Source organism: Bartonella machadoae (assembly GCF_022559585.1).
Taxonomy (GTDB): domain Bacteria; phylum Pseudomonadota; class Alphaproteobacteria; order Rhizobiales; family Rhizobiaceae; genus Bartonella; species Bartonella machadoae.
On sequence record NZ_CP087114.1, the window covers coordinates 1071909 to 1098181 of the forward strand.

General features: G+C 37.3%; 15 protein-coding genes, 1 tRNA gene and 1 pseudogene. 9 read left to right on the forward strand and 8 right to left on the reverse strand.

Features of this window, described 5'->3' with window-relative positions:
* Window positions 1–4: 4 nt before the first annotated feature.
* The 3 genes from LNM86_RS05050 to LNM86_RS05060 all read right to left on the reverse strand — a co-directional run bounded on the left by LNM86_RS05050 (window position 5) and on the right by LNM86_RS05060 (window position 2436).
* Window positions 5–1219 (reverse strand): NADP-dependent isocitrate dehydrogenase, encoded by a 1215-nt coding sequence (locus LNM86_RS05050; protein ID WP_241438688.1) that lies wholly within the window; start codon window positions 1217–1219, stop codon window positions 5–7.
* A 357-nt stretch (window positions 1220–1576) separates the two neighbouring features.
* A complete protein-coding gene (locus LNM86_RS05055) occupies window positions 1577–1762 on the reverse strand; it encodes a DUF4102 domain-containing protein (protein WP_372712450.1) in 186 nt (61 codons plus the stop codon).
* A gap of 599 nt (window positions 1763–2361) precedes the next feature.
* Window positions 2362–2436: transfer RNA gene (locus tag LNM86_RS05060), tRNA-Glu, on the reverse strand.
* Between the two features lie 1546 nt (window positions 2437–3982).
* Here LNM86_RS05060 and LNM86_RS05065 point away from each other — a divergent pair.
* The gene (locus LNM86_RS05065) at window positions 3983–5293 is read left to right on the forward strand and encodes a homoserine dehydrogenase (protein ID WP_241438689.1); all 1311 of its coding nucleotides are present in this window, start codon (window positions 3983–3985) and stop codon (window positions 5291–5293) included.
* A gap of 148 nt (window positions 5294–5441) precedes the next feature.
* Window positions 5442–6431, forward strand: a complete 990-nt coding sequence (gene glpX, locus LNM86_RS05070; RefSeq protein ID WP_241438690.1) for a class II fructose-bisphosphatase — start codon at window positions 5442–5444, stop codon at window positions 6429–6431.
* Window positions 6432–6545: 114 nt separating this feature from the next.
* On the opposite strand, the gene LNM86_RS05075 is transcribed toward glpX, so the two are convergent.
* Window positions 6546–7652, reverse strand: coding sequence for a branched-chain amino acid aminotransferase (locus tag LNM86_RS05075; protein ID WP_241438691.1), 1107 nt, complete (start codon window positions 7650–7652; stop codon window positions 6546–6548).
* A gap of 303 nt (window positions 7653–7955) precedes the next feature.
* Between LNM86_RS05075 and LNM86_RS05080 the strand changes: the two genes are divergently transcribed.
* Complete coding sequence (locus tag LNM86_RS05080) at window positions 7956–8249, forward strand: hypothetical protein (protein ID WP_241438692.1); 294 nt, start codon at window positions 7956–7958, stop codon at window positions 8247–8249.
* Between the two features lie 178 nt (window positions 8250–8427).
* On the opposite strand, the gene LNM86_RS05085 is transcribed toward LNM86_RS05080, so the two are convergent.
* The 3 genes from LNM86_RS05085 to LNM86_RS05095 all read right to left on the reverse strand — a co-directional run bounded on the left by LNM86_RS05085 (window position 8428) and on the right by LNM86_RS05095 (window position 14103).
* Window positions 8428–10959, reverse strand: a complete 2532-nt coding sequence (locus LNM86_RS05085; RefSeq protein WP_241438693.1) for an SPOR domain-containing protein — start codon at window positions 10957–10959, stop codon at window positions 8428–8430.
* Between the two features lie 153 nt (window positions 10960–11112).
* Window positions 11113–12870 carry an arginine--tRNA ligase gene (argS, locus tag LNM86_RS05090; RefSeq protein WP_241438694.1) on the reverse strand — a complete coding sequence of 586 codons (1758 nt, stop codon included), beginning with the start codon at window positions 12868–12870 and terminating at the stop codon, window positions 11113–11115.
* A gap of 30 nt (window positions 12871–12900) precedes the next feature.
* The gene (locus LNM86_RS05095; RefSeq protein ID WP_241438695.1) at window positions 12901–14103 is read right to left on the reverse strand and encodes a deoxyguanosinetriphosphate triphosphohydrolase; all 1203 of its coding nucleotides are present in this window, start codon (window positions 14101–14103) and stop codon (window positions 12901–12903) included.
* Between the two features lie 107 nt (window positions 14104–14210).
* On the opposite strand from LNM86_RS05095, the gene erpA reads away from it, so the two are divergent.
* From erpA to glmS, 5 genes and pseudogenes are all read left to right on the forward strand, one after another.
* Window positions 14211–14534, forward strand: coding sequence for an iron-sulfur cluster insertion protein ErpA (gene erpA / locus LNM86_RS05100; protein WP_241438696.1), 324 nt, complete (start codon window positions 14211–14213; stop codon window positions 14532–14534).
* 61 nt (window positions 14535–14595) lie between these two features.
* Window positions 14596–15564 carry an RgsD C-terminal domain-containing protein gene (locus tag LNM86_RS05105; RefSeq protein ID WP_241438697.1) on the forward strand — a complete coding sequence of 323 codons (969 nt, stop codon included), beginning with the start codon at window positions 14596–14598 and terminating at the stop codon, window positions 15562–15564.
* 45 nt (window positions 15565–15609) lie between these two features.
* Window positions 15610–16397: pseudogene (locus LNM86_RS05110) on the forward strand (cytochrome c biogenesis CcdA family protein).
* A gap of 14 nt (window positions 16398–16411) precedes the next feature.
* The gene (glmU, locus tag LNM86_RS05115) at window positions 16412–17761 is read left to right on the forward strand and encodes a bifunctional UDP-N-acetylglucosamine diphosphorylase/glucosamine-1-phosphate N-acetyltransferase GlmU (protein WP_241438698.1); all 1350 of its coding nucleotides are present in this window, start codon (window positions 16412–16414) and stop codon (window positions 17759–17761) included.
* A 157-nt stretch (window positions 17762–17918) separates the two neighbouring features.
* Window positions 17919–19742, forward strand: coding sequence for a glutamine--fructose-6-phosphate transaminase (isomerizing) (glmS, locus tag LNM86_RS05120; protein WP_241438699.1), 1824 nt, complete (start codon window positions 17919–17921; stop codon window positions 19740–19742).
* Window positions 19743–20147: 405 nt separating this feature from the next.
* Here glmS and recG read toward each other — a convergent pair whose 3' ends face one another.
* Complete coding sequence (recG, locus tag LNM86_RS05125; protein WP_241438700.1) at window positions 20148–22256, reverse strand: ATP-dependent DNA helicase RecG; 2109 nt, start codon at window positions 22254–22256, stop codon at window positions 20148–20150.
* A gap of 394 nt (window positions 22257–22650) precedes the next feature.
* Between recG and dnaE the strand changes: the two genes are divergently transcribed.
* Window positions 22651–26139 carry a DNA polymerase III subunit alpha gene (gene dnaE / locus LNM86_RS05130; protein WP_241438701.1) on the forward strand — a complete coding sequence of 1163 codons (3489 nt, stop codon included), beginning with the start codon at window positions 22651–22653 and terminating at the stop codon, window positions 26137–26139.
* Window positions 26140–26273 lie beyond the last annotated feature (134 nt).

A 26273-nucleotide genomic window follows, 5' to 3' on the forward strand; every position in this document is an offset into this window, starting at 1 on the left:
TCAATTAATTGCCCACAGCTTTTTTAAGATTTTCATCAATTTTATCAAGAAAACCTGTTGTAGAAAGCCATTTTTGTTTGGGTCCAATCAAAAGTGCCAGATCTTTTGTCATAAAACCTTCTTCAACGGTTTTAATACAAACTTCTTCTAATATTTTGGCAAAGTTTTTTAATTTCTCATTGTTATCGAGTTTAGCTCGGTGCGCTAATCCACGTGTCCATGCAAAAATAGATGCAATAGAATTTGTTGATGTTTCTTCACCTCTTTGGTGTTGACGGTAATGGCGTGTTACTGTGCCATGTGCCGCTTCTGCTTCAACAATTTTGCCGTCTGGTGTCATAAGAACAGAGGTCATAAGACCGAGGGAACCAAAGCCTTGGGCAACAATATCAGATTGAACATCACCATCATAATTTTTACATGCCCATACATAGCCACCCGACCATTTAAGTGCGGAAGCAACCATATCATCAATAAGGCGGTGTTCGTAATATAATTTACGATTTTCAAATTCATCTTTAAACTCTGCATCAAATATTTCTTGAAAAATATCTTTAAAACGGCCATCGTAAGCTTTCAAAATAGTATTTTTTGTTGAAAGATAGACTGGAACATTCCGTTGAAGTCCGTAATTAAAAGATGCGCGGGCAAAGTCACGGATTGATTCATCAAGATTATACATAGCCATGGCAACTCCTGCGCTTGGCGCATCAAAAATATCGTGTTCGATGATTTGATTATCAACTCCGACAAATTTAATACTTAGCTTGCCTTCACTAGGAAAGGTAAAATCTGTGGCTTTATATTGATCCCCAAACGCATGGCGCCCAATAATGATTGGTTTTGTCCAATTAGGGACAAGACGTGGCACATTTTTACAGATAATAGGTTCGCGAAAAATGACACCCCCTAAAATATTACGAATTGTGCCATTGGGTGATTTCCACATTTTTTTTAGGCTAAATTCTTTAACACGTGCTTCATCCGGCGTGATGGTTGCACATTTTATGCCAACTCCATATTTTTTTATAGCGTTGGCAGAATCGATAGTTACCTGATCATTGGTTGCATCTCGATTTGTAACGGAAAGGTCGTAATATTTAAGTTCAATATCGAGATAGGGGTGGATCAATTTATCTTTAATATATTTCCAGATGATACGGGTCATTTCGTCCCCATCGATTTCAACAACGGGATTTTCTACTTTTATCTTTGCCATTAGAAGTCCTTTTTTGTTTGAGTGATATTAGTTTATAGCACTTTCAGGCTTATAATGAAAAGTAAAAACAGGGATGATAGAAGAGCATTCGAGTATAATATTGTTAGAATATACCATTAATAGAATAAAAATTTTATTGATGCGTTAACTTCTTAAAAAACGAATATGATCATTACAGAGTTGAATGAAAAATTTATGGAATAATAATGGGAAGTGTAACTTATCGCATGTATAGGAAATATTTCTTTTTTATTATATTGCATTTAATTGTTTTTATAAATTGATATTACATTCTATGAATAAGCGGATGAGTGAGGCTGTAAATCTTTGTCTTGTCTAAGAATTTATCGTCATGCCTTATTTGCTTAGAGAAAGATCTCTTAAGGTAACTAAGCCTATTTCGCGACGACGTTTGTGGATGGTATAACGATAAAGCCATAGAGTATTACCATCATCTGTACGTTTCTGAAGGAACAAGTCGGCTTCATCATACTCTTTGCTAGCCTCCAATGTTGCAACAGCCCTTGCATTTAAATGATTCATTAAAGGGACTTTTATTCCTTTCTAAACACTTTTCTCCATATATCAACTTCGCTTGTGAGGTGCAAACAAGAGACTTTACTTAATCCAATATGAAATGGTTTGAAATAAGAAAATCCTATAATACTCGGGAGGGGGAATTCAATATGCAAAATGATAAATTATCATTATAAACCAAAAAGTTACATTTCTAAAGAAAGGTCGAGTATGTTAGAAGCAGAGCGCTATAATCAAAAAGAGTTTGCAAAAACACATATTAGATTTGTTTTTCAAAATATCTAAGAGATCCTTAAAGTTTTAGAGATAGAAAAGAGAGTATCAGGCACGCTTGCACAAGAAATTAAGAGGATATGCATTAATACAGCTTATAAACTCTAATTTATTAAAAAATAAAACTCTTTAACAAAGATTTTTTTATAAATTTCTTATTTTATCACCAATATGTACATTAAAGCGCCTTAGGAGAAGGAAGATAATCACACAGCAATACCAATTCCTACAGAGAAGATTTCGAAAATCCTATTCCCTAACCTTTATTTACAAGTCCCTCACTTAAAAAAACATATGGAGAATCAATAAATTATCTGTAATAAAAAAGAATATGGTACGCCCAAGGGGAATCGAACCCCTGTTTCCGCCGTGAAAGGGCGGCGTCCTAACCGCTAGACGATGGGCGCAGACCAATGATGAGGCTTATAGAGAGGATCTTTTTACTTCGCAAGCCCTCTGAGTGATTTTTTTGAAAAAAACACGTTTTATTGAGTTATTTTGACTATGTTCCTCTCACTTTTAGTTAGATTTTTTTATTTTCTGGAGCTGTTCGTAAAAAAATAGGAAAAATAATTGTTATGGTTGATAGAAAGTTTTTTGGCACTACATTCATAGAATGATATCCTTTGTACTGATTCATTTTGAGGAAGAAATCAAAATAATAATCAATATTCTGAATATACTGGTGTTTTTGAGCGTATACTCTTTAGCGCTTTATTTGTTCAAAAACGTTCTATGAAGAAGAGCTGTCATTGAGATTTTTGAGAAAATTACAAACCACTGCAAAATTTAATACACTGCGTTGTTTGTTGAAAAGAGTGATTGTAAGCTTAAAAATGATACGAATCATGTAAAAATTATCTTTACAGTGGATTGTAGATTCGTTTTGTTTCCTTAAATAAAAGAATACGCATACCATAGGTAAAAAGTGTTGAATCCTCTTTCAAGAAGAAGGGAGGTTAATTACCACTTTTTATTTTTATGTGGTTGAATAAAAAACTTTGCAATAAGTGAAATTTTGTTCTTTGCTTTTTACTATCGCTGAAAAAATCTTTTATTTGAAAGCTGTTGTACATGTAGGCGGTTGGGTACGTTTAATCGTAATGTATTAAGTTTATGAACTGTTGATGATACATTGATGTAAAATAGTTTAGCTTTATAAAGGTTATCGTGAAACTGTATCGCGCAATATTTCATGATGATGTTGTTATAAATTAAATCTTATGATTTCTGATGTGAGGTATTAGAAGGTATGACAGCTGTCCTCTTTAAGGAGAAGATCTTTCTATTATAGCTTAACCAGTAAGAGATGTATCACTATTATCTCATGAATTTGTTTTTTTCGTTTCCTTAAATTGATCTGAAAAAATGTTGTTTGTTCAATATTTGTTGGATTGGAAGAGAAGCTTTATATATGATTTTAAGTCTTGAATCGTTTTTTTAATGATCGTTTGCCTCTGTAAATTTGAAAGATTTCTAGTGAAAATACCTGTAATATTTTTGCTTATGTATAAAATGTTCTTTAATATAGAAGATAAGTTTTTTATGAGAAATAAGAGACTTATAAGTCTATGAAGATAAAATTTTGTTGAGGTTATAGGGATTATAAAAGGGATTGTGATGCCTTCTTTTAAAAACAATGTTCCTTTATGTTGTTATCGTTTAAAAGATGGATACAAAACAATACAGAATTTATGATTGAAATTTTTTAATGAACATATTTCAATTTCCAGTACCTAAAGCAGTTGTTTTTATTAAGGTTATTACTCTTTAAAAATAAATATTTTGTTTTTATAAATTTGATTAAACGCGTAATGTTATTGTATTAGAGGGAAAATGAGTTGAATAGAATGGGGGAGTTCTTTAAATGATTTTTGGTTGTAAGCATCGTTTTGATTGATTTTTGCATCATCTAGATATTTTGCAAAAGAAGATAGGGTAAGCAGTTAGGTAATGGCAGAAGCTTTAAAGGTTGGTATTGCGGGGCTGGGTACGGTTGGTAGCTCAGTAGTGAGAATTCTACATGAAAAGGCGAGTAGTTTAGCTTGCCAATGTGGACGACCAATTAAAATTGTTGCGGTTAGCGCACGTGATAAGAGCCGTAATCGTGGAATTGATTTGAGTGATGTGAGGTGGTTCGATTCACCTGTAGATATGGCTTTATCCGATGAGATTGATGTTTTTGTTGAATTAATTGGTGGTGAATTAGATGTTGTGTATGAAGCTGTGAAAAAAGCGCTTGAGAGGGGACATCATGTTGTTACTGCTAATAAAGCGCTTCTCGCTCGACATGGAGTAACACTTGCTGCCATTGCAGAAAAAAAAGGTGTTTTTCTTCATTTTGAAGCGGCTATTGCTGGGGGAATTCCTGTTATAAAAGCGATGAGAGAATCACTCGCTGGAAGCCATATATCGCGGATTTATGGTATTCTCAATGGAACTTGCAACTATATATTAACACGCATGTTTACAGAAGGCCTTTCATTTGAAGATTGTTTGGCAGATGCACAAAGACTTGGTTATGCTGAAGCTGATCCAACTTTTGATATTGGGGGAAATGATACCGCTCATAAATTAGCTTTATTGACGAGTTTAGCATTTGGAACGGCAGTTTCGTTAGATGATGTTTATGTTGAAGGAATTAGCAATATCTCGCAGATTGATATCCGTGCGGCTGATGAATTGGGGTATCGGATTAAACTTTTAGGGGTTGCATTGAAAACCGATTCTGGAATCGAGCAACGTGTTCATCCAACAATGGTACCGACGTCATCAATGATTGCACAGATTCATGGTGTAACGAACGCTCTTTCTATTCAAAGTGATTTATTGGGGGAGTTGCTGTTTTCCGGTCCTGGAGCTGGAGGGGTGGCAACAGCATCAGCGGTTATTGGTGATGTAGTTGACATAGCAAAAGCGCATCACGGTTTTCAGTATGCACCTGTTTTTAGAAGTCCAGCATTGGAACTTTCTCCTCATAAAAGAGCGCGTATTTCTCATCATGCTGGTGGTTATTTTATTCGTTTGAATGTTCATGATCGTGCTGGTGTTTTTGCCGCAGTTGCACAGCATATGGCAGACAATCATATTTCATTAGAGTCCATTGTTCAAAGATCTTTTGTAGACAGCCAGATTGTAAAAACAATTATTTTAATAACCCATGAAACAACAGAAGTGAATGTACGGCAAGCACTTGCAGCAATTGAAAAAGATGGTCATCTTGTTGCAAAATCTCAATTCATTCGTATCGAACCGATGGCATAGAATTGATAGTTTGTTTTATAATGACAAAGCGAGAAGCTTGAATATTTTTCTTTTGTGAAAAGTTCTTGTCTTTGCTAAAAGCTTACTTCTTAATGCTTCACAATAAATGCTAATGCTTTTGTTAGTACTCATTTAGTAGGATTTTTATATGCCCACAATTCAGAAGAATTTAAATGGACTTGATCGTATTCTAACACTTGAATTGGCCCGTGTCACTGAACGTGCGGCTGTTGCAGCTGCACGGTGGCGCGGTCGTGGTGATGAAAAAGCCGCTGATCAAGCTGCGGTAGATGCAATGCGCCAAGAACTGAATCGGTTGCCCATTGATGGTACAGTCGTGATTGGTGAAGGTGAACGTGATGAAGCTCCAATGCTTTATATTGGAGAGAAAGTAGGACTTCAAAAAAATGGGATAGCGATTGATATTGCACTTGATCCACTTGAAGGAACAACAATTTGTGCCAAAAATCTTGCTAATTCCCTCGCTGTAATTGCAATTGCTGAAAGGGGTAATTTGCTTTATGCTCCTGATGTTTATATGCAAAAAATTGCTGTTGGTCCCGGTTATCCTAAAGGGGTTGTCGATATAGATGCTTTGCCTGCTGATAATATTCACGCCCTAGCAAAAGCTAAGGGTGTGGCTGTTAATCAGGTGACTGTTTGTATTATGGATCGACCACGCCATAAGAAATTAATTGAGGAGGTGCGAGCAACAGGGGCATCAATTCGTTTAATTGGTGATGGGGATGTTGCGGCTGTTATCGATACAACTGACCCAGATGAAACGGGTGTTGATATCTATATGGGGATTGGTGGAGCACCAGAGGGGGTATTAGCGGCAGCAGCCTTGCGTTGTATTGGTGGGCAGATGCAAGGACGTTTGCAGCTTGATACAGAAGAAAAAATCGCACGTGCAGCCAAAATGGGGATTGAGAACCCTCATAAAGTTTATACAATGGAAGAGATGGCAAAGGGGGATGTGTTGTTTTCTGCAACAGGTGTGACAGATGGCAATATGCTTTCTGGTGTTAAATTTACCCCTCATTATATTCAAACGGAAACGCTTGTCATGCGTTCACATACCGGCACAATTCGTCATATTAAAGCACAGCATAGGGATTATACAAAATTTGATTAATGTTTTTTTGCGTAACCTGTCAACAAATGAAAGCAGATTGTTTTTTTAAAAAGTGCGCTTCCATAAAAACTCTAAGATATGTCTTTATGGAAGCGTTGAAAAATTATTTAATCTTTATGAGAGCGGAACAGAATGTACCCAGCCATTTTTATCTTCTATGTTGCCTTTTTGAAGGTCAACGAGCTGTGTTAGAAATTGCTTTGTCATATCACCAATCGTTTCATTTCCGATAACAAACTCGCCATCTTTGTATTTAAAACGTCCAATTGATGTAATAACAGCTGCTGTACCACAAGCAAAGACCTCTTTAAGGTGACCATTTCGTGCATCTTCTTTGAGTGCTGCAAAAGAATAAGGGCGTTCTTCTATTGTTAGTCCCATTTGTTGTGCCAATTGTAAAATTGAGTGACGCGTTATCCCTGGAAGGATAGTGCCATTGAGTGCAGGTGTTACAAGTGTATTATTTGCCATAATAAAGTAAACGTTCATGCCACCAAGTTCTTCAATCCATTTATGTTCAACCATATCAAGAAAAAGCACTTGGTTACAATTATTTTGTTCTGCGTTGCTTTGTGCTAGTAAGCTTGCTGCGTAGTTGCCACCACATTTTGCAGCGCCTGTGCCTCCTGGACCAGCACGGCTATAATCTGTTTCGATCCATACGCTAATGGGCTTTTCTTCTCCTTTAAAATAGGATGCAACGGGAGATGCTATGATACAAAAAAGATATTCTTGAGAAGGGCGAACGCCTAAAAAGGCTTCATTGCCAAACATGAATGGACGTATGTAGAGGCTTGAATTTGGAAGATCTGGAACCCATTTTTGATCAATTTTTACCAATTGATTAACGGCATCTAAGAAAATATCTTTTGGCAATTCTGGCATAGCCAAACGCTTTGCTGATTCTATTAAACGTTGTGCATTGGCTTTAGGGCGGAATAACAAGATGCGTCCATCTTTTGCACGATAGGCTTTTAAACCTTCAAAAATTTCTTGCCCATAATGCAAGACGGTGCTTGCTGGATTAATCTCTAAAGCTTTGTATTGAGAAATAACAGCGTTATGCCAACCTTTGTCTTTAGTCCATTGGATGGTACACATATGATCTGTAAAAAATCGACCAAAACCAGGATTTTTTAGAATTTCTTCACGATTCTCGTCTGATAAAGGAGAGGGATGTTTTTCTATTTTAAACGGAAGCAGTGATGTGGAAGTTTTCATAATTAAAACCTTTTAGGATATGCTTTGTTGCGACGTGTTTTTTATTATAAAAAATAATAAGATACTTTCATTATAACTTTATTCTTAGCAAAACATTTGTGTCAATGCTTTATTATAGAATTAATTTTAAAGCCTAGAGACTCTTGAGAAATCCTTTTTGTTTTCATATTCCTTCTTTTTGATTAAGTAATCTGGAACTTTTAGTGATATTGAGCGTTTTTCAAAACAAATATCTGAATAATTTCATCTATGCCCATGTATATTTTGTAACTTAGATAGGGGAATTAAAAAAAGGAATTCACTATGATTGATAGAAATTACCACACATATGAGAAACGTATCGCTGATGAAAAACAAGAGCGTGAACAGCTTAATTCAATTGGTAGAGGCATCCTTGCTATTCTTCTTGGAGTTTTTATTATTTGGTTTGTGTTTGGCTTTTTAGGATCTTTTTTTGAAAAGTCTCCTGAACATATCTCTCATCATAATGCTATACAATCAGATCAAACGATAACAGGTCCGAAAAAAGATTTAAATTCGACATCACAAATACCTGATACTTATAAAGAAACGACACCATCTTTGTCTCATGAATAATCCTTCAGATGAAAAATCGGATGAGGCAGAGATTAAAGTATAAAATTTTTTCAATATATAAGCTTAAACATAAATATATAAGCTAAATAATTGAGATGATTTAAGCAACTGAAATAAATCAGTAAATTGACATTAAAACAAATCATGCAGTGGTTTTGAAAAGCTGCTGCATGATTTGTTAGCGTGTGATGAAGCAATTTCCTCCAGAATTTTTTATTTCTTCACAAAGATTTATAGCATCATTCCGATTGTAGGTTTGTATGCGAACACGATAGTAGGTTCCTTTTTCTGGTATGAGAGCAGATTGAATATTTAAAGGCCGATCACCAATGAGGAAGCCAAATTTGGATTTTATGTTTTTCAAAGAAACAGTTGCCAATGCATGGGTCGGTTGGGATGCAAGTTGTACGTAATAACTTTCTGAATTTTGTGTGGTTACGTGGCTCGATGATAATGGACGAGAATCAACATATTTTTGTTGTTCTGCATTTCTTTCTGGACGTGAAGGAAGTGGTATAACTTTTCCTTCAAGATGAGAAACAGAAGTGTTTTCAGCTATTATTTTATCAATATCATTTGTAAAAGTGTGTTCCGTTTCTTCGTTGTTTGTATTGGATTCGTCCGCAGAGATAATAGCAGAAGAATCTTGAGGTTGACCATCAGCGGTTTGATCAATCGTTTCTTCTGGTTCATCTGTCGGTTTTTCTTCTGTGTAATGCTTCGGCGCTAATACAACTGTACCATCTTGATTTACAATAACAGTTTGTACTTCTCGCGTTGGAATGGTGTGATTCATCGCTTCAGTCACTGCATCTTCAACATCAGATTGATTAGGAGAAGAGGAGGAAAGATTTGTCGATTCTTGTTGGTCTAATTCCGTTAAATCTTCAGGCTGTTCAGAACTATCAATAAGGGATTGTTGTGTATTTTCTTGTTTTTCACTTTGTCCAGTTGTTTGTTTATAAATATCTAAATTATGTGCAACATCATTCTTTGTTTCCGTTGTTTCTTGCTTGAATTTAAAGGGCGTATCATCAGCACGGATGATGGGGGTCGTTTCATTTTTTTGTGATGGCATAAAAAAATGAAAGTAACTAAAAAAACCAACGGCTATTAAAGTAAGAAGAACAACACTTTTGGTAAGAGTCTTACCAACAATAAAATTTTTTAAGGGAGAAGTGTTTGATGCATGCGTGGTGATTTCATCTGTTCCTCTGTATAACGGATTTTCTGTAAAAGAGGAAGAATGATATTCTACATTGTCTGTAGAGGAATAGTTGATATTCTGATTCTGGGAATTTATGTGTATATTTTCTTTTGAATTTTCCATAGTTTGATGAAAAATTTCATTGAAAACATCATTTTGTTGTTGATGGCGTGAAAAATCGTCTGCTGAAACATTTCCTACATTGAGGACATCAGCAAATTCTTCTTTCAAATCATCCGTTGGCACATCATATTCTGGAGCTTCATATGGAACTTCAGGAACCATAATGGGTCCCGTTTTTTCTACAATTTCCTCTGCAAATTTATAAGTATCGACATTGGGAGGGGGAGAGCCTCTGTCTGTATAGTTATGAGCAAAAAAACGCCCTTTTTGTTCTGTATTAGGGCACTCTGATGGGGGGTCTATATGATTTAAATTATTTTGATGATATCTTCCTTTTTCATTGCTTTTCTCAAAAATATTTTCAGCGCTGGTGGTGTATGGTACTTGAGTATTATGGTATTCTTGAGCTGTTTCAGCATAAGATCCTTGCTTTATCGCTTCTTCTTCATAAAACTGAGGATAATCAGTAGTTTGGGACTCTTGTGGAAAGCCTTCTAAATGAGAAGGTTTGTTGATTCGTGTTGAATCCAAAGGTGATAGAAAATCAGTTGCTCTTTCATTTCTTGCGGTATCTTGTCTTTCTGAAACAAGGTCAGAAGATGAAGAAAATGTATTGCTCTCTTTGGAGGAGTGGGAGAGATCAGAGTAATATTCTGTAGCCAAAATCTCTTGATCAGCGGAAACTTTATAGGGATGATTCACAGGAGTACTGTAGAAGTCTTGATTACTCTCATGATTTTGTTGTACCTTTGAAGTCTCTTTTTGTTGCGAGATTGTTTGTGAGAAATGGTGCGTTTGTTCAGTTGGTTGTGTGGTATCTTCTCTGATATTATCGTGTTTACCTGCTTCATTAAAAAAGAAATTTTCTGATCGTTCATTAAAACCACTTTTCCCAAAAAAAGGATCACTACGGGTTGGTATTGCTCTGTTTGGAGGTGTTTGATTCTTTTGGATGGGTAAGGGAGAAAGTGCGTCTAAAATTTGCTCTTCATCATGATTAACAGCCGAAGAGTATTGCTTTCCAGACAAAGATTTATTTTGTTCTAAGCGATTTAAGGAAGCTTTTGACAAAGTATCAGAGGTTGCTTCGCGGTTTCCCCATTGCCTCTTTTGATCATCAAGAGGCAAGTTATTTGTTAGATTGTTTTCAAGCTCTGCTTCTAAAAAGGACAAATCAAAATCATTATCAGATGACGGTTTAGGGGAGGATGCGGGTTCAGGGCGATGAGATGCTGCTCGATCAGTCTGTAAGGAAGAATAATCGTTTTGATTTCCGTTTTGTTTATTCGGATTAAAAATTCGCGTAAGTCTGTCTAAAGGATCATGATGTTCATGATCTTGTTTTGTTTCGTGCGGATTTTTGCGATTGTTATCGCTCATAGCTTTTCTCACATAATGATCTGCATTTGCGTGCAATAAATGGTTAATTTTGATTTATTATCTTTTAAAATTGTAAATTTCCCCCTCCTACAATAAGAATATATGAAAAAGTTTAGCAATAAGGTATCTATTTTATGTATTTATAGAACTTTTTCAACGCATTTCTATTGGTGCTTCGACTCCTACAATTGTAAGTCCTGATGATAAAATGTTTATGACAGCTTGTATCAATCCTAGTCTAGCGAGGGATAGTTCTTTATCGTTAGGTTGAATGAAACGTAAATTGAGATTATCGCTTCCTTTATTCCAATGAGTATGAAAGCTAGAAGCAAGGTCATAGAGATAAAAGGCCAATCGATGGGGTTCTTTATGAATTACAGCTTGTGTAATGATACGAGGATATTCAGAAAGTTTGCGTATTAAGGATATTTCATTATCATCGGTTAATCGGTTAAGATGCGCAATCATGGTATCATGTGAGAGATTCTCAATATGAAGAATCTCTTGTGCTTGACGAATGACAGAGTGGCAACGCGCATGTGCATATTGTACGTAAAAAATGGGGTTATCTTTTGATTGTTCTGTTACTTTGGCAAAGTCAAAATCAAGAGGTGCTTCACATTTACGGTAGAGCATCATAAAACGCACTGGATCACGGCCAACTTCTTCTACAACATCACGCAGTGTAACAAATGATCCTGCTCTTTTCGACATACGTACAGGTTGACCATTGCGAAAAAGCTTTACCAGTTGACATAAAAAGACGCTTAATTTGGCTTTATCACCAGAAATTGCTTTTGCCATTGCTTCTAGTCGCTTTACATAACCAGCATGGTCCGCACCGAGAATATAAATCATTTCATCAAAATGACGATTGAATTTATCATGAAAATAAGCAACATCTGCAGCAAAATAAGTATAAGAACCGTCAGACTTTACTAAAACACGGTCTTGGTCGTCTCCTACATCCGTTGAACGGAATAAAGTTTGTTCACTTGGTTCCCAGTCTTCTCTATTTTGTCCTTTTGGTGGAGGAAGCTGGCCTTTGTAAATATAACCATTCAAGGTGAGTGCATTAATCGTGTTACGAATAGCACGCGCATTATCTGCATAAAGCATTCGCTCAGAGAAAAAGATATCATGATAAATATTAAGGGCAGCTAAATCTTCGCGAATCATTGACATCATGGCATAAACTGCACGTTCTTTTACGATAGAGAGCGCTTCATTTTTATCCATAGTGAGTAATTGATCATCAAATTCTTGGGCAAGAGCTCGCCCCAACGGTATTAAATATTCACCAGGATAGAGCCCTTCTGGAATTGCATTGATTTTTTGTCCAAGAGCTTCGCGATAGCGTAATAATACAGAGTGAGCCAGTACTTCAATTTGTTGACCAGCATCATTGATATAATATTCTTTTGTAATGTCGTAGCCAACAAATTGCAACAAATTAGAGAGAACGTCTCCAACGACCGCTCCACGGCAATGTCCGACATGCATTGGCCCTGTTGGATTTGCTGATACATACTCAACATTGATGCGCTTTCCTTGTCCGATTGGAACACGACCATAAGAAGTGCCTAATTCAAGCATGGATTTTATTGCATCTTGCCAAAATGGTTTTGTAAGCGTGATATTGATAAATCCAGGACCGGCAACATCAATAGAGTCGATAGAGGGATCATTTTGCAGAAGTTCTATGATTTTTTCTGCAAGCACACGTGGATTAAGCCCGATAGGTTTTGCAAGCACCATCGCAGCATTGGTTGATAAATGACCATGAGAGGAATCACGTGGAGGGTCAACAGTGATTTTTGATAAATCTAAGACTTCTCCATTTTTTCCTTTTATAGCAGATAATTCGAGTGATTTTTTAATTTTATTCTCGAAGTTTTTAAAAACATTCATATCGCGCTTCCATCATATATTCAAAAGCAATTAAACAAAATCATCTGTACGGTCAAATAAACGGTGATATTCGCGTAGAGCATAATGATCGGTCATACCTGACAGAAAATCAGCAATGAGACGTGCTAACTCTTGATTTGTTAGGTGAGCTGTTTTGCTGTGCCAACTTTCAGGCATTACATTTGGATTGTGATAATAACAGTCGAATAATTTTTGTACAATGCATTTTGCTGTATTGCGACGGTTGAGAACTTGTTCATGGTAATAGAGATTTTTAAAGAGAAAGTCCTTTAGTTCTTTTTCATATACTGCCATTTTAGGGGAAAAAGTAACAATGGTTTGTTTTGCTTGGTGAATGTCGTTTATGCTTTTGGGTTTGATATTGGCTAAATTCTTTTGTGATTGTTTAATAACATCCTCAACCATAGTTGTTATCTGTTTGCGCACCAGTTCGTAACCGCGCCGAGTTTGATCAAGCTGTGGATATTCTGCTTGTATAGCTTCTAATAATGCTGCGGTTAACGAAATTTGCTCGAATTGATCGAGTGTTAAAAATTGTGAACGTAAACCGTCATCAATATCATGGGCATTGTATGCAATATCATCAGCAATAGCAGCGCATTGTGCTTCTAGACCAGCAAAGCAATCGAGCTCAAGGTCTTGCTTCGCGTTGTACTGTAGAATATCGAGAGGAACCTCTTTTTTGTTCGCATAAGGACCTAAAAGGGGACCGTTGTGTTTGACAAGGCCTTCTAAGGTTTCCCAAGTAAGGTTAAGCCCATCAAAATTTGCATAGCGCTGTTCTAATTTTGTGACAATGCGTAAGGCTTGTGCATTATGGTCAAACCCTCCATACGGGATCATTGCTTCATTAAGGGCATCTTCGCCCGCATGGCCGAAAGGGGGATGGCCAAAGTCATGAACAAGGGCAATAGCTTCGGCAAGGTCTTCATCAAGACAGAGCGCACGGGCTAATGTTCGTGCAATTTGAGAAACTTCTATTGAATGTGTTAGTCGGGTACGGTAATGGTCGCTTTCATCGGCAATAAAGACTTGTGTTTTATGTTTAAGCCGTCGAAATGCGTTAGAATGGATAATACGATCTCTATCGCGTTGAAAAGGTGATCGGAGAGCACTGGTCGTTTCATTGAATAATCTCCCACGACTTGTTTGCGGGTTGGCGCTATACACCGCTCGAGATTGGTAATTGATATTAATATTGCTTATATCCATTGTAAACTGTCTATTCTCATCTTAAAATTAAGGTTTGTCTCTCTTTATAAACTTCTTCTTTTGTTGGGGATACCCTTTCTTGATAGTTTAATACAAGGATATGTAGAATGTGTGTGAATATTTCAGATGTTGCTGCTCAGAGGGTTGCACAAATCCTTTTGAATGAACCCGATAAAATAGGATTACGTATTTCTGTTGAAGGTGGTGGATGTTCGGGTTTTTCTTATAAATATAATTTGGTTTCGGAAACACATGAAGATGATTTTATCCTTAAAAAAGATGGGGCGGTTGTCTTTATTGATTCCTTATCGCTTTCCTTTATGGAAGGAGCTGAAATTGATTTTGTTGATGATCTTATGGGACAGTCTTTTCAAATTCGTAACCCCAATGCCGTTTCATCATGTGGGTGTGGGGTGAGTTTTTCAATATAACGCAGGTAACTTTGTAATATTGTTTCTTGAAAAAAGGATCACTTTGGTCAACAATGCAAGAATGAGCATTCTTACAAAAATATTGCGCCGATGGTTGTGTTTGTGTGTAGCGCTTAGCTTTGTGATGTGGAGTCATTGTGTCTTTTCTGAAGAAGGAAAAGAGCAGGATGATCAACAAAAACAATCAACAAACTTTTCTTTGCAATCTCAAGATCATGAAAAAGAAAATTCTGTTCCTCAGTCCCAACTTATCTTACATGCCCGTTTGAAAAACAGCAGTGAAAATATTGCAGAAGGGCTCGTTTGGCGAGTTTATGCTCCCGTTTTAGGCATTGATGATAAATTACCACTTGTTGCGACTTATGAAGGTGGCAGTGCACATTTTAACTTAGAGCCAGGGCGTTATCTTGTTCATGTCTCCTTTGGTCATGCGAGTGGCATGTCTCGTGTAAGTTTAGACAGTGGACAAAATCTTGTTAAGAATTTTAATCTTGATGCTGGTGGTGTTATTCTAAATGCTACACTGCTCAATGGTGCAATCAATGAAAAAGAATTGCGTTTTATTCTTTATGAAGATGAAAAAGAAAATGATGATACTGGTGTGATTTTGTCAAATATTAAAGCCCAGTCAATTGTACGTTTGAAAGCTGGTCACTATCATGTTGCTTCTCATTATGGCACCATTAATGCTGTTGTTCGTTCTGATATCCAAGTCGATGCAGGAAAAATTACAGAAGTCACTCTTGAACATCAGGCTGCTCAAATCGTTTTAAAGTTGGTACGGCAAGAAGGAGGCGAAGCGCTTGCAGATACAAGTTGGTCTATTACCAATGATTCTGGTGATATTATTTATGAAACCGTTGGTGCTTATGTTTCGCTCGTGTTAGCTGAGGGTGAATATATTGCGATTGCTAAAAATCAAGATAAAATTTATCAAAAAGTTTTTTCTGTTGTTTCTGGGCATGATGAAGATATAAGTGTGATAGCAAATACACAAAATATGCAACAAATCGACGAAGAAATAGATTAAGCGTAATTTATGACATAGATTGTGATGAGAGACAGGTAGAAGGTTTTGGCTATAGAAATTTCAACAGTTGGTGTGTTTTTTGCTGGGGCATTATCTTTTTTATCACCGTGTGTTTTGCCACTCGTTCCTCCTTATTTGTGCTATATGGCAGGGATTGGTATTGATGACTTTCGTTCAGAAAAGCGTGAGGGAAAATCGTTTATACGGTGGGGGCTGTTCTCTTCTGTTTTTACTTTTGTTCTTGGTTTTACAACGGTTTTTGTTGCTTTGGGTGCTAGTGCAAGCACAATTGGCAAGTTTTTAGGGTATTATCGTGACTGGTTTGCGCTTGTTGCTGGAGTGATCATTATCATTTTTGGTTTAAATTTTTTAGGACTTTTCAAGATTGCTTTTTTATTTCGTGAGTTACGTTTTCAAACACACAAAATGTCAGCTGGGCCTTTAGGAGCTTATGTTATTGGTTTAGCTTTTGCATTTGGCTGGACACCCTGTATTGGTCCAATTTTGGGACCTGTTATAACCCTTGCTGGAACAAAAGACACTGTAGGTGAAGGAGCTCTCCTGCTAGCTGTTTATGCGTTAGGTCTTGGCGTGCCTTTTTTCTTAGCGGCTTTATTTTCTAGTAGTTTTATGAGATTTCTAGGAGTTTTTCGTGTTCATTTAGGAAAAATTGAAAAAATTATTGGTTTTTTTTAGTTGTAACAGGTATTTTGTTTTTAACAGGTTCTATGCAGGATCTTTCCTTTTGGCTTCTGGAAAAGTTTCCTTTGTTAAGCAATGTTGAAGCTATTCGTTGGCATGATATTAAAAGTTTTTTTGAATTTTCTCGTTAGCATTGTGTGTTTTTATGGTTAGAAATTGCCTTTCTATTGTCCTTGCAGCAGGTGAGGGGACGCGGATGAAATCGTCTCTTCCCAAAGTGCTTCATAAAATTGCTGGATTACCCCTTATATGCCATGTCATAAAACAAATAGAATTGGCAGGTGTTGCACAATTAGCTGTTGTTGTGGGAAGAGGAGCAGAAGATGTCACTCAAGTTGTTCAATCATTTGTAAAAAATGCGATGATTTTTGAACAAAAAGAGCGTTTAGGAACTGCTCATGCTGCTCTTTGTGCTCGATCAGCTTTGCAAAAAGGGGTGGACGATGTTCTTATTGTTTTTGGTGATACCCCTTTGATTGAACAAGATTCATTGCTTAAAGTCCGTATGCAACTTGCTGAGGGAGCAGATATTGTTGTTGCTGGTTTTTATGCTTTAGATCCAACAGGTTATGGGCGTCTGTTAGAGAGAAATGGCAAACTTATTGCGATTATAGAAGAAAAAGATGCAAGTGATGAAGAAAAAGGAATTTCTTTTTGTAATGGTGGAGTAATAGCCATTAACGGAAAATATGCCCTTTCTCTTTTAGAAAAGGTTAATAATAATAATTTGAAAAAAGAATATTACCTAACAGATATTGTCTCCATTGCATCGCGTGAAGGATTGGATATCCGCGTTGTTGAAGTGCCTTTTGATAATGTGATAGGGATTAATAATTGTGTAGAGCTTTCTGAAGCCGATGCTTTGTGGCAAAAGCGTAAAGCACGTGATTTAATGCTCTCTGGTGTTACGATTCTTAAACCAGAAACGGTTTATTTTTCTCATGATACAGAAATTGAACCAGATGTGATCATTGAACCAAATGTTTATTTTGGGTTGGGGGTAAAAGTACATTCTGGTGCCGTTATCCATGCATTTAGTTATCTAGAAGGTAGTGTGGTTGGTGGGGATGCACGAATTGGTCCTTATGCACGTTTGCGTCCTGGAACGGAATTAGCCCGCTCTGTGAAGATTGGCAATTTTTGTGAAATTAAACAAGCAAAAGTGGGGGAGGCGACTAAGATTAATCATTTAAGTTATATTGGCGATGCAGAAATTGGGGCATATAGCAATATTGGAGCTGGTACCATTACTTGTAATTATGATGGATTTCACAAATATAAAACTGAAATTGGTGATAATGCTTTTATTGGTTCCAATTCAGCCCTTATTGCTCCACTCATTATTGGAGAAAGTTCTTATATCGCTTCAGGAAGTGTTATTACCGGAAATGTGCCGGTAAACAGTATAGCTTTTGGGCGTGCCCGACAGGTGATAAAAGAAGATTATGCAGCAAGATTACGCGCACGTTTGTCTGCCAAAAAACAGAAAAAGTAATCATTTTTAGTGTATTTCTTTACTTTATGATGATTTCATAATTGGGGAGGGGCTTATTCTTAAACATTGCTGTATACTATATTTTATTTATTGATATCTTAAGGTTTTGAATAAAGGATGTTGAACATAAATCTGGGATGTGTGTTGGAGTTTTTTAATGTGCGGAATTATTGGAATTCTTGGAAATAAGAGTGTTACATCCTCTTTGATTGAAGGTTTGAAACGTCTTGAGTATAGAGGCTATGATTCCTCTGGTATAGCAACAGTCCATAATGGACGCCTTTATCGTATGCGTGCTGAAGGGAAGCTTATTCATTTAGAAGAAAAATTAAAAAAGAACCCTTTGGAAGGAAATTTAGGAATTGGTCATACACGTTGGGCCACGCACGGCGTTGCTGTAGAACGAAATGCTCATCCTCATATCACTGAACGTCTTGCCATTGTTCATAATGGTATTATTGAAAATTTTGTAGAATTGCAAAAAGAGCTCATTGAGGATGGTTATCTCTTTGCAACAGAAACCGATACCGAAGTTATTGCGCATTTAATTACACGTGCTTTAGAAAGTGGTCTTTCACCACAAGAGGCGATGCGCACAAGTTGGAAAAGGTTGCAGGGTGCTTTTGCTATTGCTGTTATTTTTGCGGGTGAAAATAATCTTATGATTGCTGCTCGCTCTGGTCCACCGCTAGCGATTGGCTATGGAGAAGATGAATTTTTTATCGGGTCTGATGCAATTGCTTTGGCACCATTCGTAAATCATATTAGTTATATGGAAGATGGTGATTTAGCTGTTTTCACGCGTGAGGGAGTAACAATTTATAATGTAGAAAATCAACAGGTAGAACGTCCTATTAGTGCATTATTGGAAGAATCCTTATTTGTTTCTAAGGGTAATCATCGTCATTTTATGCACAAGGAAATGTTTGAACAACCTGAAGTGATTTCTCATAATTTGGCGCGTTATCTTAATCTTGGAAATTATACAGTTCGTTTGTTTGATAATTTGATGGATTGGAAAAAGATTAACCGTTTATTATTTGCAAGCTGTGGAACAGCTTATTATTCGACTTTAGTTGCACGCTATTGGTTTGAAAAGTTTGCTGGTTTAAGTGTTGATAATGATGTTGCTTCGGAGTTTCGTTATCGTGAACCGCCCATGACACCTGATATATTACCGGTATTTGTTTCCCAATCTGGTGAAACAGCAGATACATTGGCTTCTTTGCGTTATTGTCGCGAACGTGGTGTGAAAACAGCAACAATTGTAAATGTTGAGCAATCGACCATGGCGAGAGAAGCTGATTTTATTCTACCAACATTAGCAGGACCAGAAATTGGTGTTGCCTCAACAAAAGCCTTTACTTGTCAGTTAGCAACCCTTTCTGCTATGGCGCTTAGTGCTGCTAAACAACGCGGATCTCTTTCAGAGGAAGAAGAACATCAGTTTGTTCAACAATTAGCAGAGGTGCCGCGAATTTTAAATGAGGTTTTAAAGTTAGATGATAAGATTGAACGGATTTGTCGTCATTTAGTAAATGTAAAAAGTGTTCTTTATCTTGGCCGTGGTACTTCTTACCCAATTGCTTTGGAGGGAGCCCTTAAGCTGAAGGAACTTTCTTATATCCATGCCGAAGGTTATGCAGCAGGTGAGTTAAAACATGGACCTATTGCACTGGTGGATGAGACGATTCCAGTGATTGTTGTTGCACCTTATGATCGGTGGTTCGAAAAGACTTTTTCTAATATGCAAGAAGTCGCTGCGCGCAATGGTCGTATTATTTTGATAACAGATGAAAGAGGGGCAGAAGCTGTGCATCTGGATATGTTATCGACTATTATTTTGCCAAATATTCCAGAATTTGTTGCACCTATTGTTTATGCGTTACCCATTCAGCTAATTGCATACCATACCGCTGTTTTATTGGGAACAGATGTTGATCAACCTCGTAATTTGGCAAAATCAGTCACTGTTGAGTAAAAATAGATTTGATATCTTTGAAATTTTTTGAAGAATAATGAAGAGAACAAAAATTAATTTATAATAATAATTTGTCATTTTCTCTATTGAATGAGGGTACTGAAGAGAGGGATATCTTTTCCATTTCAGAAGCAAAAGTTATTTGCTTATATCTCATAAAAGAGAGCGGGAGCGTAGAGAAAAAACAGTGTTAGAACGGCTCAATATTGTCTTTTGTACTTGTCTTTATATGCAAAAATACTATTCCAAGGGGATAAGGGGATAGAGAATGGTGCTGGTGGCTTATATTACCCTATAAGTTATAAGGCGATTATGGACTAGGGATCTTGCATTATATTATTTACGGGGGGTGGAGAAAATGTAAGGGAGCCTTAAACAGATGGTAAAACTTCACCTGTTTTATTGTTATCCTGCTCGTAAGAGACGTGTGGCGTCGTCTCGTCCGAAAAGGTAAAGGAGCAAACGTAAAGTTTGTCCTCGTTCGGAAGAAAGATGAGGGTCATGTTGTAAAAATAAACGTGCATCTCTTCTTGCTATTGATAAAAGATCACTATGGACTGCAAGGTTTGCCATGTGAAACTCAGGCATACCGGACTGTTTTATCCCTAAAAGCTCTCCTTCTCCTCGCAGGCGCCAGTCTTCTTCAGCAATTTTAAAACCGTCTTCTGTATTGCGTATAATATTAAGGCGCTCTGCGGCCATTTTTGTTAGAGGATCTTTATAGAGTAAAATACAGGAGGACTTTTTTTCTCCCCGTCCAACACGTCCACGCAATTGGTGCAATTGTGAAAGGCCAAAATGTTCTGCGTGTTCTATAATAATGATTGAAGCATCAGGAATATCTACGCCTACCTCAATAACCGTGGTGGCAACTAAAATACGAATATCTCCACATTTAAAAGATGCCATAGCTGCTTCTTTTTCATCTGTAGACATTTTTCCATGTATCATACCAACAAGGGTGCCAAATCGTTCTTGGAGAAGAGCAAAACGACTTTCAATTGAGGTGAGATCAAGAGTGGTAGATTCTTCTACTAAAGGACAAATCCAGTAAAGTTTTTCACCTGTTTTTAATGCAATGGTAATTCGTTCTATGAGTTCATGAATGCGTTTTAAAGGAAGTGTCGCCGTCGTAATTGGTTGTCGTCCAATTGGTTTTTCAGTAATTTGGGAGACATCCATATCACCAAAAGCTGTTAAGACGAGTGTGCGTGGAATAGGGGTGGCTGTCATGACCAGCATATCAGGTTGATGACCTTTTGCTGTAAGGGCAAGACGTTGATGTACACCAAAACGGTGTTGTTCATCGATAATGGCTAAGGCAAGGTTGTTGTAAGAAACACTGTTTTGTATGAGGGCATGGGTTCCGATGATAATAGAAGCTTGACCTGATAAAATATCGTTTAAAATATTTGTGCGCAATTTTCCTTTTTCTCGTCCCGTTAGAAGAACTGTTTGTAGCCCAATCTTTTCAGCAAGAGGCGCAATTGTTGCAAAATGTTGTCTAGCAAGAACTTCTGTAGGAGCCATTAAGGCTGATTGTCCTGAATTTTCAGCAATTTGCGTCATTGCCATGAGTGCAACAACGGTTTTTCCTGCTCCTACATCACCTTGGAGCAGCCTTAACATCGGTTCTGGTGAAGCAAGATCGTTTGTAATATCTTGTATTGCTTTTGTTTGTCCATTTGTTAGTTGGAAGGGAAGGGATTTTAACAATTTTTGCGTGTAAATTCCTGTTGGCGGCCGAGATACGCCGGCAAGAGATTTTGTTTTTAAGCGCATCAATCCGAGAGCCAGTTGACAAGCGAGTAATTCATCATAGGCAAGTCGTTTGCGTGCTGTGCTTTCTAAGCTTAAATCATCAGGATTGATGGGGGTATGGATGCGGCGTAAAGCAACCGGAAAAGAGGAAAAATTGTGCTGCTTTTTGACACTTTCTTCTATCCATTCTGGTAAGAGAGGAATATAATCTAAAGCATTTTGTATTGCACGTCTTAGTGTTTTTACTGATAATCCAGCAGTAGAGGGGTAAATAGGTTCAATGAAGGGAATTTGATTTGATTGCTCGCTTGATACGATGTGATCGGGATGTACCATTGAAAGTTGTCCATTAAACTGTTCAACTTTACCTGATACAATAACCTTTTTTCCTTCCGGTAGTTGCTTTTTTAACCAAGAATGTTGCGCATGAAAAAAAACTAAATTTATTTTTCCTGTTGGATCATGGGCAATGACACGATAGGGTAAACGATTACGACCAATGGGTGGTGGTTGATGCTGGTCAATAACAATTTCGAGAGTGATGGTGGAGCCCTCTTGTGCACAGGCAATACTGGGACGCATTCTACGGTCTATAACAGAATGGGGCATTAATTGCAGAAGATCAATAAGGGTAGGTTCACGTTGTATAGGATTAATATTTAAGACTTTAGCCAGTAAAATATATACTTTAGGCGTAACCCCAGAGAGGGTGCGGATAGAATTGAAAAGAGGGGTAATAAGACTTGGAAGCATAAGGAAATTTAGCTTGCTCTTATTCTTTTTTCTAGTCCTTTAAAAGCGCTTTTTGGGGATAATTTCTATAAGGGAACTTTTTTATTTATATTTCAAGTTTTAAGCAGAAAAATGAAAATTTTAAAATGTGTAAAATAAAAAGAAGTAGGAAAAAATATCAATATTCGTAATATTCTCTACAATACTTCCCTTTTTCTTTTTATCTATTTATTTGCTGTGTATAGAGGTATTTTCTTAATGGAAGTCTTCTCTAAATCGCAATAAAATTAGAATGTCTTATTAAGGTGTTAGGGTCCTATATGGTGATGTGTTTATAATAATTAAGTTAGAGTGTATCCTATTATACAAATAAAGGTTGCGATTTGGTATTTATTTTATTGTGGGAAATTTGAGAGTGGTAGAAGATAAAAGTAAAATGCGAGATAAAAAAAAATCTCTTCCTCGCTTTATTCATTTGAGAGTGCATTCTGCCTACTCATTGCTCGAAGGGGCTTTAAAAATACCACAAATCATTCAACATGCAATTTCAGATCATACTCCAGCGGTTGCTATTACCGATACGAATAATTTATTTGGTGCTTTAGAGTTTTCGCAATATTGTTTTTCTCATGGAATTCAGCCTATTATTGGCTGTCAGCTCGCAGTTGATTTTGGTGATGAAAATAATAATCCACATTTTGCTAAAGGGCGCCATTCTTCTGATCTCTGCTCTCTTGTTTTGTTAGCTTCTAGCGAGATTGGTTATGCGCATTTGGTTCGTCTTGTTAGTCGTGCCTATCTTGATAAGTGTGATATTGATCCCCCTCATATTAAAGTAAATTGGTTGTCGTTACACAGTGAAGGAATAATCGCTTTAACAGGTGGTAGGGGAGGTCCACTTAATTTTTCTTTGGCGGAAGGTAGAAAAGAATGCGCTGTTGAACGTTTAATTTCTTTGAAGAAAATTTTTGCTGATCGTCTTTATGTGGAATTACAGCGGCATAGCTCTTTTGATAAACAAATAGAGGCTGCGCTTATTGAATTGGCGTATAAATATGAAATTCCTCTTGTTGCAACCAATGAAGCTTTTTTTCTAAATAGAGAAGGGTTTGAAGCACATGATGCACTGATGGCAGTTGCAGAGGGGCAAATTGTTTCGAATCCAGAGCGTAAACGTGTCACACCAGATCATTATTTGAAGTCACAAGATGAAATGGTTGCATTGTTTTCTGATCTTCCAGAAGCTTTGGAGAACAGCGTTGAAATTGCCTTGCGTTGTCATACTGCTACGCCTATTAGAAAACCAATTTTGCCACGTTTTGTAGAACAGTCTATTGATTCGAACCGTGCTTTAGAACTGGAAGATAGGGAATTATTAGATCAGGCTAAGGCTGGTTTAAAAATGCGACTTGAGACTGTTGGATTGGCCGAAGGATATACAATTGCAGATTACGAGCAGCGGCTTGATTATGAAGTTTCCATTATTACACGTATGCAGTTTTCTGGCTATTTCCTTATCGTTTCAGATTTCATAAAATGGGCGAAGTCTCATGATATTCCTGTTGGTCCAGGGCGTGGTTCTGGTGCGGGGTCACTTGTTGCTTATGCGTTGACTATTACCGATGTTGATCCATTACGTTTTTCTCTTCTTTTTGAACGCTTTCTTAATCCAGATCGTGTTTCTATGCCGGATTTTGATATTGACTTTTGTCAAGAACGACGCGAAGAAGTTATTCATTATGTTCAAAAAAAATATGGGCGTGATCAAGTTGCCCAAATTATTACTTTTGGTAAATTACAAGCGCGTGCGGTGTTGCGTGATGTTGGGCGTGTCTTAGAAGTACCTTATCGACAGGTGGATTATCTTACAAAATTAGTTCCTGCTACACCTGGAAGCCAAGTTGAATTGGCTGATGCTATCAAGGATGAACCTAAATTTGCGGAGGAAAAGAAAAAAGATCCTGTTATCGGGCGAACATTGGATATAGCGCTTCAGCTCGAGGGGCTTTATCGCCATGCATCGACTCATGCGGCAGGAATTGTTATCGGTGATCGTCCGCTTGCAGAGCTTGTTCCTATGTATCGTGATCCTCGTTCTGATATGCCTGTGACACAATTCAATATGAAATATGTTGAACAAGCAGGGCTCGTAAAATTTGATTTTCTGGGATTAAAAACACTTACTATTTTGAAAATGGCGGTAGATTTTGTCGCAAGAAAGGGGATTAAAATAAATTTGTCGAATATCCCTCTCAATGATGAAGCGACCTATGCTATGATGGCACGTGGTGAAACAGTTGGTGTGTTTCAGGTTGAAAGCTCTGGTATGCGCAAGGCGCTGATTGGGATGAAACCAGATCGTATTGAAGATATTATTGCTCTTGTTGCACTTTATCGTCCTGGTCCAATGGAGAATATTCCGACCTATAACGCACGCAAACACGGGGAAGAGGAAATTGCTTCTATTCATCCTAAAATAGATCATCTGATTCAAGAAACACAAGGTGTTATTGTCTATCAGGAACAAGTGATGCAGATTGCGCAGGTGCTTGCTGGTTATTCGCTTGGAGAAGCGGATTTGTTGCGTCGTGCTATGGGGAAAAAGATTCACGAGGAGATGCAAAAACAGCGTACGCGCTTTGTAAAGGGTGCTGTTGATGGCGGTGTTGATAAAGAGCAGGCAGATATTATTTTTGATCTTTTAGCAAAATTTGCAGATTATGGTTTTAATAAGTCACATGCCGCTGCTTATGCGATTGTTTCCTACCAAACAGCTTATATGAAAGCACATCATCCCGTTGAATTTTTAGCCGCTTCAATGACATATGATATGACAAATACAGATAAGTTAAATGATTTTCGACGTGAAGCATTAAGGCTAGGTATTAAGGTGATTGCACCTTGTGTGCAAACATCACATCGTGTGTTTGAAGTTGGTGATAACTGTATTTATTATTCTCTTGCTGCTATTAAAGGGGTAGGAGAAGCCGTTGTTGATCATCTTGTCGCTTGCCGTGGAAATAAACCTTTTAGAGATTTAGAAGATTTTTGTGAGCGTATTGATCCGCGTATTGTTAATAAGCGTGCGATGGAAAGTTTGGTTTGTGCTGGCGCCTTTGATTGCTTTCATATTGCGCGTGAGGTTTTATTGGCAAGTCTTGAAACGCTCCACGCACGTGCACTTCGTATTCTCGAAGACAATGCTAGTGGACAGATTGATATATTTGGGATGACAGGTGGATTAAAAGAGCCTTTGGTTTTATCGCAGACATCTCCTTGGTTACTGGATGAAAAACTTCATCGAGAGTTTCAGGCAATAGGTTTTTATTTTTCTGCGCATCCTTTGGATGAATATCAAGCGATTCTTGCTAAAAAACGTGTACAGACGTGGGCTCATTTTGCCAATGCCGTTAGAGGAGGAGCTGTTGCTGCTAGGCTTGCTGGAACTGTTGTGGCAAAACAAGTGCGAAAAACAAAATCCGGTAAGAAAATGGGGGTTATCCATTTTTCTGATACGAGTGGACAATATGAGACAGTTCTCTTTTCTGAGACGCTTTCGGATTATGAAGAGATGTTAGAGCTTGGCAAGTCTTTTATCATTACAGTGAGTGCTGAAAATCGCTCTGAAGGTGTGAGTTTGCGACTTGAGACAGTTCAATCTTTGGAACAAGAGGTCTCACAGCATCATAAAATGATGCGTCTCTTTATAAAAAAAGTCGATATGCTTGCGCAAATTGAGCAAAATTTGCATCCTGGTGGAAATGGAGAAGTAGGCCTTATCCTTATTCAAGAGGATGGAGTGAGGGAGGTCGAAATTGCACTTCCAAAGCGATATAAGGTTAATTCACGGGTGGCAAATGTTATGAAAGCAATTCAGGGTATTGTTGATGTGGAATTGGTTTAAATCAAGGGTTGTAAGGTGATTGCTTATTTGGGATCATATTTTTTTGAATCAGATTCTAGCTTTTAACAGTCCTTACTTTATTGAATAAACGAAACAGATCATTGATTTATAATAATAATTTATCATTTTGGATA